This is a genomic window from Microbulbifer sp. SE14 (genome assembly GCF_059834885.1).
On sequence record NZ_JCBAJA010000014.1, the window covers coordinates 53,353 to 65,337 of the forward strand.

Sequence of the window (11,985 nt, forward strand, 5' to 3'; positions counted from 1 at the left end):
CTACCTGGCCTGGAGCCTGATCCTGCTGGGAATCTGGGCGCTGATTTCTTTAATCCCCCGTTCTCTGGAGAGAATCACCGGCACCCGCAGGCCGGGAAAGGCGTAGCCGGATCTGTTTCTCGATCTCGATGATCGCAAACAGCGCCACACCTACGCCGACGATAAGCACCCCATCCGGGAAAGATACGGCTTCCGTGGCGAAGATCCCCTGCAGGGGAGAGAGGTAGGTGATGGCGAACTGCCCGGCGGTAACCACAATCACCGCCAGCCATACAACCCCGGTGCCGCGCACCGCCTTCCACGTCAGGGAGGTGCCGTACATGTTGCGGATAAAGAATAGATGAAAGATTTCCATCACCACCAGCGTATTCATCGCCATGGTGCGCGCCAGATCCAGGGAGTACTGCCGGTCAATCGCATAGGTGTAAATCCCGAACACGCCGCACAGGAACAGGATGCCCACCAGCACGATATGCCAGACCAGCACGCCCGTCAGCAGCGGATGGCCGCGGGGCCGGGGCGGGCGGTGCATGGTGTTCTCCTCGGTCGGCTCGAACGCGAGCGCAATGCCGAGGGTGACCGCGGTAATCAGATTTACCCACAGAATCTGGATGGGTGTTATCGGCAGCACCATGCCGAACATCAGCGCCACGATGATGCTCGAGGCTTCACCGGCGTTGGTCGGCAGCGTCCAGCTGATCACCTTCTTGATGTTGTCGTAAACCGTGCGCCCCTCACGCACGGCGGCGGCGATGGAGGCGAAGTTGTCATCCGCCAGAACCAGTTCTGAGGCTTCCTTGGCGGCCTCGCTCCCCTTTCTGCCCATCGCAATGCCGACATCGGCGCGCTTGAGCGCGGGGGCATCGTTGACGCCGTCGCCGGTCATCGCCACGGTGATGCCGTGCGCCTGCAGCGCAGTCACCAATCGCAGTTTGTGCTCGGGGCTGGTGCGGGCAAAGATATCGACGTCCAGCACTTCCACTCCCAAGGTCGTGTCATCGAGGTTGTCGATATCCACACCGGTCAGCGCCTTTTCCGGCTCCTGCAGGCCTATCTGCTGCCCGATGGCCTTGGCGGTCGCCACATGGTCACCGGTGATCATCTTCACCCGGATGCCGGCCCCGCGGCATTCCGCCACCGCCGCAATCGCCTCCTGGCGGGGCGGATCGATCAGGCCGACCAGGCCGAGAAATATCAGCGTATCCTTCACGTCCAACTCTTCCAGCACGGTGTGCTCGGGCTTTACCGGCTTGGTGGCCAGGGCCAGCACGCGCTGGCCCTGCGCCGCCACCTCGTCCGCCAGCTCCCGCCAATAAGCCTCATCCAGCGGTGCGGTATCCCCCTCGGCGGTACGCTGGGCTTTACACATCGCCAGAATCTGTTCCGGCGCCCCCTTGACGGCGATCAGAGCGTGGTTTTCATGGTCGTGGTTCAGGGTGGCCATGAATTTGTGCCTGGCATCAAAGGGAATGAGGTCGGTGCGGGTCCACTGGCTGCGGGCTTCGGCGCCGTCCATCCCGGCCTTGGCGGAAAAGGCCAGCAGCGCGCCTTCCATGGGATCGCCTTCGACGGTCCAGGTGTCTTCGTGCTTCCTGAGTTCGGCGTCGTTACACAGGGCCGCGACACGGGCCAGCTCGAGCAAAGGCGGGTGGTCCGATAGGGCAGCCGGGCTGCCCTCGCGCGTTATCTCCCCCAGCGGTTCATAACCGTCGCCTCCAACGGCATACCGGTGCCCGTGTATGACCACCGATGCAACGCTCATCTCGTTGCGCGTGAGGGTCCCGGTCTTGTCGGTGCAGATCACCGATACCGATCCCAGTGTCTCGATGGCCGGCAGGCGGCGGACGATGGCGTTGCGCCGCGCCATGGCCTGTACTCCGACCGCCAGGGTTATGGTCAGCACCGCCGGCAGCCCCTCCGGTATGGCGGCCACCGATAGGCCCACGACCGCCATAAACAACTCGGAAAACTCGTGATGCAAGACAAACAACCCAAAGATCAAGATCAGCGCGGCAATGGCCAGGATAAAAACCGCGAGCCACCGGGCGAATATCCCCATCTGTTCCACCAGCGGAGTGGTCAGGGTTTCGACTTCGGCGAGCAGGCCACTGATGCGCCCGATTTCGGTCTCCGCGCCGCTGGCCACCACCACGCCCACGCCCTGCCCGCTGGTGACGGTGGTACCGCTGTGGGCCAGGCAGGAGCGGTCACCCAGCGCCGTATCGGCGCCGACCGGATCGGTCCGCTTTTCCACCGCGACCGATTCGCCGGTCAGTATCGCCTCCTGGATCTGCAGGCCGTGGGTCTTCAGCAGGCGAAGATCGGCCGGCACCTTGTCGCCGGCCTCGAGCAAGACGATATCGCCGGGCACCAGCTTTTCGCCCTCGACGGAGTGCCTCTGGTTGCCGCGCAGCACCGCGGCCCGCGGCGCCAGCATATGCCGAATGGCATCCATCGCCTTTTCCGCCTTGCCTTCCTGGGCAAAGCCGATAACGGCATTGACGACAACCACGGCGAGGATCACGGCGGTATCCACCCAGTGATCGAGCAGGCTGGTGATCAGCGCCGCGCCCAGCAGGACGTAGATCAGGATGTTGTCAAAATGCGTGAAAAAACGCCGCAGCAGTCCGTGTCTCGGCGGCGCCGGCAGGCGGTTGGGGCCGTGGGTTTCGAGTCGCGCCAGCGCCTCGCTCTCGCTGAGCCCCGCCGGCGTCGTCTCCAGTTCGGAGAGTACCTGCTCCTGCGACAACGCGTGCCAGTTTTGTTCGCGCCTCATCGGAACCCCTTGATCGAATTTACCGACTTCTACCCCCTTATCACCGGCAGAGAATAGCAGCCGCGAGGTATAGCCACCGCCAGTGCTAGACTCACGCCATGGACTCTCCCTCTGCCGGCTGACGGCGTGCGCCGATTGGGCGACTGTGAACACGACACACCGGAGCTGCCCTGATTATGCCGAGAACCGAACCGTTCGAATCCCATCACCGCCGCTACGACGACTGGTTCCAGCGCCACGCGGGCGCCTACCACTCGGAGTTGCTGGCGATTCGCGCACTGTTGCCCTGGCAGGGACTGGGCCTGTCCATAGGCGTCGGCACCGGGCGCTTCGCCGCACCGCTGGGCATACAGGTGGGCATAGACCCGGCCCGAGCCGTATTGGACTATGCGGCGCGGCGGGACATCGCCGCGGTACAGGCGGTGGCGGAAGCCCTGCCCTTCGCGGACGGCCTGTTCGAGCGCGCCCTGTGCGTGACCACCCTATGTTTCCTGGATGACGCCGTTGCGGCCCTGCGCGAGGCCCGCCGCGTGTTGAAGCCCGGCGGCGCACTGGTAATCGGCTTTATCGATCGCGCCAGCACCCTCGGCCAACACTATCAGGCCCACCGGGCCGAGAGTGCCTTCTACCGCGGCGCAACCTTCTTCTCCGCGAGCGAAGTGAAGCGGCTGCTGGACGACACTGGTTTTGCAGTGTCGGTGTGGGGGCAGACCCTGTCGAAGGCGCCGGAGCAAACACGCGAGATCGAGCCCTTAAGCGGCGGCTACGGTCGGGGGGCTTTTGTCGTGGTGAAAGCCATACGGCCGTAGCCAATATACAGGGGACAGGAGCGTGGGAATTACCCCGTCTATTTTTCTGCGACTCTTTCTGCCCTTTGTCTTGCTTTTCACCTGTCCCTTGGCGACTGTCGCGGAACCACAAAGCGAAAGCACACAGGTACTCGAGGTCTTCATTCGCCATGGCTGTCCCCACTGTGCCGAGGCCAAGAAATACCTGCCGCAACTCGCCCGTACAAGGCCGAACCTGCGCATCGTCTACCGCTCCCTGGATGAAGACCCGCGGGCCGCACGGCTACCTGGGACTCTATATCCTCGCCTATATCGCCGACGATACATTGATGGTGACGCTCGCAGTAGTCGCGCTCGGCAGCAGAAAACTGTCGGAGCGCGCCGGGCGCTGGCTGAAACTGATCAATGGGCTGGTAATGCTGTTTCTCGACACGATTATGCTGCTCTTTCCACAGCTGCTTATGTAGCTTGCTAGATATTTTTCTTCTCAAACAGATAGAAGAGCCCCAGCGCCACCAGCCAGAACAGCAGTACGAGCAACCAGGGCGAGACGCCCAGGGATTCCGGCAAGCCGATTTTTCCGTAGTCCTTCCAGGCCAATATGGTGGTTTCGAAAAACGGATACAGCTCGGCATAGAGGGCCGCACCCAACAGCATGCCCAGAACCGCAAAGGCCGCGTGCCAGCGTCCCTCTCCGAGTGCCCCCACCGAGGTGCCCGGGCAGTAGCCCATAATGGCCCAGCCGATACCGAAGAGACCACCGCCGATCAGCACCGCACCGACATTCATCGCCTTGTGGCTCAGCTGGATCACCTCCAGCTGCGCCAGCAGCAGTATCCCGACCATGCCCACCATTATCGCCGACAGCATGAACTTGAGGATGGTCATGTCGCGAAACAGCAGCGCGCCAACCTGTTTCTCGAAGCGCAGCACCCTGCCCTTCTGTAACAGGAAACCGAATACGATTCCGGCCAGCAGGCCCAGCCAGTGTTCAGCGCTCATCGCCCTCCCCTCCTGTAGACTGCGTTGGCCACCAGTGCGCCCACGCTGAAAAACATCGCCAGCGCCACCAGCCCGCTGATCGACAGCTGCATCATGCCACTGAGCCCATGGCCGCTGGGACAGCCGCTGGCCAGACGCACGCCGATCATCGCGACGATACCGCCGCCGACAGCGCCCAGCGCACGCTTGCCCACCGAGGGGCCGAAGCGCTCGCGCCATATCGGCGGCACCGCTTCCAGCCTGTAGCTCTTGTCCGTGAGTGACGAGATGAGTGCGCCGATAAAGATGCCGAGCACCAGCATAAACTGCCAGTCGATCTTGACTTTGGTCTTGGCGAAGTATGCGTTCTCCGCCACATGGGCCGGCGCTATCTTTTCCTCCACCAGTCCCGCCGCGCGCACGAAGGTGGTCGACGCGCCGAGATAGTGGGTCTTGCCGAGCATTTCCGTGGTCAGCCACGCCGAGGCCACGGCCAGTATCCCGGCCAGCGCGCCGGCGAGATAGGGGCTCCAGCCGCCGTTGTTACCTTTCCTGCTTGACGACATGGCACCTCCGTCAAATTTGTCCGCTCAAGTGAATATAGCGTTGATAGCCGTTGTCGGGGGCCGCCCCGGGCGCGCGGTAGATTTATAGAGGAGCCCTTAAGGTTCACTTAATCTTGCCCCCCTAGACTGCCCTCTATCCAATCTCCCAAGAGGGTATGCAATGGAAGCGGAAGGAAACCGGCACTGCGAATCCCCCGGCATTACCCAGCGCCAGCCGCCGGTGCCCGCGCACCGCTTTGCGCTCACTACCGCCGGCGACTCGGGGCGTGCCGAGGTGGAAGCCTATATCGCACGGAAGTTCTCCGAAACCTACGGCGCACGCATCCACAGCTTCCTGCCCCAGCTGCTGTCGCTGCATGCCGGCGGCGTCCTCGGCGCAGCACTGGGGCTGCGCCGCGCCGACAGCGGCACGCTCTTCCTGGAGCAGTATCTGGACCGGCCGGTGGAGCAGCAGCTGGCGGAGGCCGCCGGGCGGCCGGTGGCGCGCGTGGACATAGTCGAGATCGGCAACCTGGTCTCCACCTCCCGCGGCAGCAGCCGGCTGCTGTTCCTGATGCTCGCCGAACTCTTCGCCAGCGCCCGCGTGACCTGGGCGATTTTTACCGCGACCCCGGAAGTGCACAAACTGCTGGCCAGGCTCACCGCCGACCATGTAGTGCTGTGCGAGGCGGACGGCAAACGCCTGGGGGCAGAACTCAAAAACTGGGGCAGCTACTACGACACCCGCCCCGCGGTCACAGCGATCAACGTACCGCTCTCGCGGGACGCGCTGTTGCAGCAGCCGCTTGCACGGGAGCTGCTACAAAAGTGCGCCATACAGGCGAAACCCCTGGCCCGGTTGTTTTTGGAGGGCAATAGATGCAATTGATCGAGAGTCTGCGCAACACCGCCGCGCAGTATCCGGAGCGGCTGGCGCTCACCGGCGACAGCACATGTTTTACCTATGCAGAGCTGGTGCGGGCGGTGGATGCCATCGCGGAGCAACTTCAGGCCCGGCGTATTTCCACCCTCGGGCTCTACGCCGACAATGGCCCCGACTGGCTGCTGGTGGATCTCGCCTGCCAACGGGCCGGCATTACACTGGTGCCGCTGCCCGGATTCTTCTCCGAACAGCAGCTGGCCCACACCCTGAACGCGAGTGGCATGCAGGCACTTTTGACGGACGACTGCGAGCGCTTTACCGCGCTGGAGCAGGTGGGCGAGGCGTCGGCGGAGATCGCCGGGCTGGCGCTGATCAGCGTTGTTCAGACGGAACCGCCGCAGCTGCCGGCGCAGACCGCAAAGATCACCTTCACCTCCGGCTCCACCGGTACGCCGCGCGGCGTCTGCCTATCGAATCGCACCCAGTTCACCACCGCGCAGGCGCTGCGCGACAGCCTCTCTGCGCTCAATCCCAGCCGTCACCTGTGCCTGCTGCCGCTGGCCACGCTGCTGGAAAACGTGGCCGGCGCCTACGCCAGCTGGCTTATCGGCGGCGGCGTGATTGCACCCGGTCTCGCCAGCCTCGGGTTTTCCGGCAGTTCACAGCTGGATATCGCGCAGCTGTGCCGCTGCATAGACACGCAGCAGCCGCACAGCCTGATCTTGCTGCCGCAGATGCTCAAGGCGTTGGTGGAGCAGAGTGTGCACAAGGGCTGGCGGCCGCCGCGCTCGCTGGCGTTTGTCGCCGTGGGCGGCGGCAAGGTATCCGCGGAACTGCTGTGGCAGGCGCGCTCCCTCGGGCTGCCGGTGTACGAAGGCTACGGCCTGTCCGAGTGCGGCTCGGTGGTGACCCTCAACCTGCCCGGAGCCGACCGCCCCGGCAGTGCCGGGCGCCCCCTGCCCCACTGCGACATCAAAGTGGCGGAGGGCGAGGTGCTGGTGCGCGGCCCGCGCTATCTCGGTTACCTGGATGATGCGGACGGCACCGGCGAGTGGCTGGCCACCGGCGACCTGGGCGAGTTCGACAGCGACGGCTACCTGCATATCACCGGGCGCAAAAAGAATATCCTGATCAGCTCCTACGGCCGCAATATCTCCCCGGAGTGGATCGAGAGCGAAGTCCTGCTGACACCACTGCTGCTGCAGTGCGTGCTGCTCGGCGACGGCCGCCCCCACTGCAGTGCATTGATTTTCCCGCGCCCGGGCACCGAGGCCGAACAGGTCGAGCAGTGGCTGCAAACCGTTAACCGGTGCCTGCCGGATTATGCGCGCGTGCGCCGCTGGGCGCCGCTGCCACAGCCACTGACCTTCCCCGGCGGCCTGCTCACCGCGAACGGCCGCCCGCGGCGCGACGCCATCGCCGAGCGCTACGCGGAAATCATTGAAAACCTGTATCAATCCTGAGGACAGCCCTATGCAGTTTTACGACCAGTTGCAGCAGCAGACGGAGGCGGCGCGACGCTCGCTTTTGGAGGTTCCGCTGATCCAGCGCGGCGCGCGCGGCGAGCTGACGCTCGACGAATACGTGTCCTTTCTGGCCCAGGCCTACCACCACGTGAAGCACACGGTGCCGCTGATGATGGCCTGCGGCAGCCGCCTGGGCGAACAACAGGAGTGGCTGCGCGTAGCCATCGCCGAGTATATCGAGGAGGAGACAGGCCACCAGGAGTGGATACTCGGCGACATCGCCGCCTGCGGCGCGGATGCGGAGGCTGTACGCAATGGCGCGCCGAATCTCAGCACCGAACTGATGGTCGCCTACGCCTATGACACCATCGCGCGCGGCAATCCGCTCGGGTTTTTCGGCATGGTGCATGTGCTCGAGGGCACCAGCATCCAGCTCGCGGACAGCGCCGCCTCCGCCATCCAGCAGTCCCTCGACCTGCCGGACAAGGCGTTCAGCTACCTGCGCTCCCACGGTGCGCTGGATATCGGCCACGTGGCCTTTTTCAAGGGGTTGATGAACCGCATCGAGGCGGAGGGGGACCAGCGGGCCATAGTGCACAGCGCGCGGGTGATCTACCGTCTGTACGGCGATATCTTCCGCGAGCTGGACTCGGCTTCGCGGCAGATGGAGGTGGCCTGAGATGCGCGCGCGCAGACGCGATGATATGCCGCAAACGGTGCTGCTCACCGGCGCCAGTGGCGGCATAGGCACGGCCATAGCGCAGGCCCTGGCGGAGGATGGCCACCGTCTTGTTCTGGTGGGCAGGAATGCGGGAAGGCTGGAGCGCCTGAAGGCGGACCTGGCCGGCAGCAAGCGGCATATCGCCGTGACCGCCGACCTGCTCGACGCAACCCGGAGAAATACCCTGGTGTCCACCTGCACCGCGCTGCCCGGCGGCGTGGATGTGCTGATCAACAACGCCGGCGTATCCACCTTTGCGATGCTGGGTGATATCGGCGACCGGACGCTGGGTGCCATGCTGAACACCAACCTGCTCGCACCCATCGCCCTGACCCGCGACCTGCTGCCGCTGCTGCAAAACAGCGAGCGCGCGGCGGTGATCAATATCGGTTCCGCCTTCGGTCACATCGGCCACCCGGGATTCAGCGTCTACAGCGCCAGCAAATTCGGCATGCACGGCTTTACCGAGGCGTTGCGCCGGGAACTGGGCGACAGCGACATCGCGGTGCACTACCTGGCGCCGCGCGCGGTGGATACCGAGCTCAATACCGAGGCGGTCAACAGCCTCAACCGCGCGCTCGGCAACAAATCCGACCCGCCGGTGCGGGTGGCGCAGCAGGTGCGACACCTGCTTACCCGAAGCGGCAGCGAGCGGCGTTTTATCGGCTGGCCGGAGCGTTTCTTTATCAAACTGAACGCGCTCTTTCCCTCGCTGGTGGATGGCGCGCTGAGTAAGAAGATGCCGCTAATCCGCCAACATGCCAAACAAAATTACATCTCAGGAGAATCCACATGAAGTTCATGCGCATAAAACATTCCCTAAAGATTTTCGCTGCGATCTTGAGCCTGGCGGTTTCCCCCGCACTCTGGGCCGACCCGGCAAACGACGCGGTCGTCGAACTGCAAAAGGCCTGGGCACAAGCCAAATACCAGACACCCGAGAAACAGCAGGAAGCGGCCTTCGGGGTGCTGGCGCAACAGGCGCAAGCCGCCACCGCCAACTACCCGCAAAGCGCGCAGGTATGGGTGTGGAGCGGGATCATTCGTGCCTCCCACGCGGGCGCCAAGGGCGGGCTGGGTGCGCTGTCGCTGGTCAAGGCGGCCAGGGCGGATCTGGAGCAGGCCATCGCCATTGATGGCAGCGTGCTCGACGGCGCCGCCTTCACCAGCCTCGGCTCCCTCTACTACCAGGTGCCCGGCTGGCCTTTGGGCTTCGGCGATGATAAAAAGGCGGGCGAATATCTGCGCAAGGGCCTGCAGTTCGGCACCGCGGATATAGACGCCAACTACTTCTACGCCGACTACCTCTACCGGCAGAAGGAATATGCACAGGCGCTGGACTATCTGCAGAAAGCACTGGCCGCACCCGCAGACCCGGAGCGCCCGGTGGCGGACCAGGGGCGGCGCGGGGAAATCCAGGTGCTGATGACCAAGGTAAAGGAAAAGCTCCGGTAGCAATGCGGATACTGCTGATCGAAGATGATCTGTCGCTGGCCGACGGCATAGCCGCCGCACTGAGGCATGCTGGCTATGCCGTCGACCACACCGGGCGGGGCGCCGAGGGCATAGCGCTGGCGCAGGCGGCGCGCCCGGACGCAATCATCCTCGACCTCGGTCTGCCGGACATGGACGGGGTCGGGGTGCTGAAAGGTCTGCGCAAGAAATCCGTCGATTCCCCGGTACTGATTCTCACCGCGCGCGACGACCTGCCCTCCAAGGTGCAGGGACTGGACGCGGGCGCCGATGACTATCTCACCAAACCCTTCGAGGTGGACGAGCTGCTGGCGCGGCTGCGGGCGCTGGAGCGCCGCACCGGCTCCGGGCTCAGCGCGGAAATCCAGCTGGGCGACGTCACCATCAATCTCGCCAATCACCAGGTCACCCGCGCCGGCCAGGCGGTAAACCTGTCCCGCCGTGAATTCTCCCTGCTGCGCGCGCTGGCAGAGCGGCCGGGACAGATCCTCAGCCGCGAGCAGCTGGAGGACAAGCTCTACAGCTGGGGCGAGGAAGTATCCAGCAACACCGTGGATGTGCATATCCACAACCTGCGCAAGAAACTGTATCCGGAATTTATCCAGACCATCCGCGGTGTCGGTTACAAGCTGGGACCAGGGCGAGGCCCTGAGTGAAATCCATCCGCATCTACCTGGTGGTCGCGCTGTTGTCCATCATCACCCTGGTCAACTTCGTCTCCGCGCTGCATGGTTACCGCGAGAGCATGGCGGAGGCACAGCGGCTGTTCGACCGCCAGCTGGCGGATACCGCCAGGCTGCTCACCGCCATGCCCGCCTCGAATCGGCTGTCTGCAGTGGTGGAGCACACCGAGCAGATGGCATTCCAGATCTGGTCCCATGACGGAAGGTTGCTGGTGCGCTCCGCCAATGCGCCGCGACAACCGATCAATGCCCTGCAGGAGGGCTACGAAGACGTCAATTTTTCCGGCTACCGCTGGCGGGTGTACACCCACTTCTCCCCCGAGCGCAACTACTGGACCCAGGTGGCCGAGCGCATCGACCTGCGCTACCAGCTGGCGGACAAGGTGGCGCTGGAATCGGTGACGCCGATCCTGCTCGGCCTGCCGATTGCGGGCCTGTTGATCTGGATAGTGGTGGGGCACGGCCTCAAGAGCCTGCGCAAACTGGCCGATGCACTGCGCCAGAAGCGCGCCGACGACCTGAGTCCGCTACCGCTGGAACCGGTGCCGGAAGAGCTGCTTCCAGTGGTGCAGTCCACCAATGCCCTGCTGGCGCGGCTGGAGGCCTCGTTCGGGCGGGAGCGGCGCTTTTCCGCCGATGCGGCCCACGAGCTTCGCACGCCCATCAGCGCGATCAAGGTACACGCGCACAACCTGGCCCGCGAGCTGCAGCAATGTGCGCTGAAAAATCACCCGGATTCTCTCGCCAAACTGGAGCGGAGCGTCGAGCGCATGGCGCACCTTGTGGAACAGATTCTCAATCTATACCGCACCACACCGGACCACTACCCGACGCAGTTCGAGCCGCTGGACCTGCACCAGCTGGCGCGCGAGGCCATTGCGGAACTGCACGGGGATTTTTCTGCAAAGGGACAATCGATCGAGCTGGCCGGCGGTGCCGCGCCGCTGCAGGGAGACCGCTTTGCCCTGGGTATCTTGCTGAAGAACCTGCTGGACAACGCCAACAAATACAGCCCCGAAGGCGGCCCCGTGGAGGTAGAAACGAAGGCGGAGGACGGCTGCGTCCTGCTCAGGGTCGACGACTCCGGCCCCGGCATCGCGGAGGTGGAGCGCGCGCGGGTTTTCGAGCGCTTCTACCGCGTGGGCGGCGACCGCCACCAGTATGCAGTCAGCGGCTGCGGCCTGGGGCTGTCGATAGTGCAGCATATCGCCGAGCTGCACGGTGCGGATATTTCCCTGGGTGATTCAAAATTCGGCCGCGGGCTCTCGGTGCTGGTACGCTTTCCGGCCGAGCCCGCAGTAACCTCTATTCATGGAGATTCCGGTGACTGAGCGATACCGCCTCTACTGGCATGTGCTGCGACTTGCCATGTTTGTCCTGTTTCCGCTTACCGCACAGGCGGCGCGACCGGAGTTCGAAATCGAGATACGCGGGCATCTCTTTTATCCCTCGGAACTCACCGTGCCCGCCAATACCAAAGTCAAGCTGATCGTCTACAACCGGGACCCGACACCGGAGGAGTTCGAAAGCTACGAACTGAACCGGGAAAAAGTCATTATGGGTGGGCAGAAGGCGATTATTTTTATCGGCCCGCTGGCGCCGGGTGTCTATCCATTTTTCGGCGAATTCAATCCGAAGACCGCCCAGGGAAAAATCGTCGCACAATGAC

The 11,985-nt window shown here is 63.9% G+C and carries 13 protein-coding genes; 10 read left to right on the forward strand and 3 right to left on the reverse strand.

The window, feature by feature from the left end; genetic code table 11:
- Positions 1–49 precede the first annotated feature (49 nt).
- Positions 50–2,776: a cation-transporting P-type ATPase gene (locus tag AC6R19_RS11545; RefSeq protein ID WP_500579967.1), complete on the reverse strand. Its 2,727-nt coding sequence runs from the start codon at positions 2,774–2,776 to the stop codon at positions 50–52.
- Positions 2,777–2,952: 176 nt separating this feature from the next.
- Between AC6R19_RS11545 and AC6R19_RS11550 the strand changes: the two genes are divergently transcribed.
- The gene (locus tag AC6R19_RS11550) at positions 2,953–3,585 is read left to right on the forward strand and encodes a class I SAM-dependent methyltransferase (protein WP_500579968.1); all 633 of its coding nucleotides are present in this window, start codon (positions 2,953–2,955) and stop codon (positions 3,583–3,585) included.
- A 239-nt stretch (positions 3,586–3,824) separates the two neighbouring features.
- Complete coding sequence (locus AC6R19_RS11555) at positions 3,825–4,031, forward strand: hypothetical protein (RefSeq protein WP_500579969.1); 207 nt, start codon at positions 3,825–3,827, stop codon at positions 4,029–4,031.
- Positions 4,032–4,035: 4 nt separating this feature from the next.
- On the opposite strand, the gene AC6R19_RS11560 is transcribed toward AC6R19_RS11555, so the two are convergent.
- Both AC6R19_RS11560 and AC6R19_RS11565 read right to left on the reverse strand, forming a co-directional pair.
- Entirely contained in the window at positions 4,036–4,566 is a 531-nt protein-coding gene (locus tag AC6R19_RS11560; protein ID WP_500579970.1) for a YeeE/YedE thiosulfate transporter family protein, read from the reverse strand.
- Entirely contained in the window at positions 4,563–5,111 is a 549-nt protein-coding gene (locus AC6R19_RS11565; protein WP_500579971.1) for a YeeE/YedE thiosulfate transporter family protein, read from the reverse strand. Before AC6R19_RS11565 ends, AC6R19_RS11560 begins: the two co-directional genes overlap by 4 nt.
- 160 nt (positions 5,112–5,271) lie before the next feature.
- Between AC6R19_RS11565 and AC6R19_RS11570 the strand changes: the two genes are divergently transcribed.
- The 8 genes from AC6R19_RS11570 to AC6R19_RS11605 are packed head-to-tail and all read left to right on the forward strand — an operon-like array spanning position 5,272 to position 11,984.
- Entirely contained in the window at positions 5,272–5,979 is a 708-nt protein-coding gene (locus AC6R19_RS11570) for a thermostable hemolysin (protein ID WP_500579972.1), read from the forward strand.
- Positions 5,970–7,436: an AMP-binding protein gene (locus tag AC6R19_RS11575; RefSeq protein WP_500579973.1), complete on the forward strand. Its 1,467-nt coding sequence runs from the start codon at positions 5,970–5,972 to the stop codon at positions 7,434–7,436. The genes AC6R19_RS11570 and AC6R19_RS11575 overlap by 10 nt, the downstream gene beginning before the upstream one ends.
- A gap of 10 nt (positions 7,437–7,446) precedes the next feature.
- A complete protein-coding gene (locus AC6R19_RS11580) occupies positions 7,447–8,118 on the forward strand; it encodes an iron-containing redox enzyme family protein (protein WP_500579974.1) in 672 nt (223 codons plus the stop codon).
- A 1-nt stretch (position 8,119) separates the two neighbouring features.
- Positions 8,120–8,956, forward strand: a complete 837-nt coding sequence (locus tag AC6R19_RS11585) for an SDR family oxidoreductase (protein ID WP_500579975.1) — start codon at positions 8,120–8,122, stop codon at positions 8,954–8,956.
- Entirely contained in the window at positions 8,953–9,615 is a 663-nt protein-coding gene (locus AC6R19_RS11590; protein WP_500579976.1) for a tetratricopeptide repeat protein, read from the forward strand. Before AC6R19_RS11585 ends, AC6R19_RS11590 begins: the two co-directional genes overlap by 4 nt.
- Positions 9,616–9,617: 2 nt before the next feature.
- Positions 9,618–10,289: a response regulator gene (locus tag AC6R19_RS11595; RefSeq protein WP_500579977.1), complete on the forward strand. Its 672-nt coding sequence runs from the start codon at positions 9,618–9,620 to the stop codon at positions 10,287–10,289.
- Positions 10,286–11,647, forward strand: a complete 1,362-nt coding sequence (locus AC6R19_RS11600) for an ATP-binding protein (protein ID WP_500579978.1) — start codon at positions 10,286–10,288, stop codon at positions 11,645–11,647. Before AC6R19_RS11595 ends, AC6R19_RS11600 begins: the two co-directional genes overlap by 4 nt.
- 37 nt (positions 11,648–11,684) lie before the next feature.
- Positions 11,685–11,984, forward strand: coding sequence for a cupredoxin domain-containing protein (locus AC6R19_RS11605; RefSeq protein WP_500580020.1), 300 nt, complete (start codon positions 11,685–11,687; stop codon positions 11,982–11,984).
- The last annotated feature ends 1 nt before the right edge of the window (position 11,985 follow it).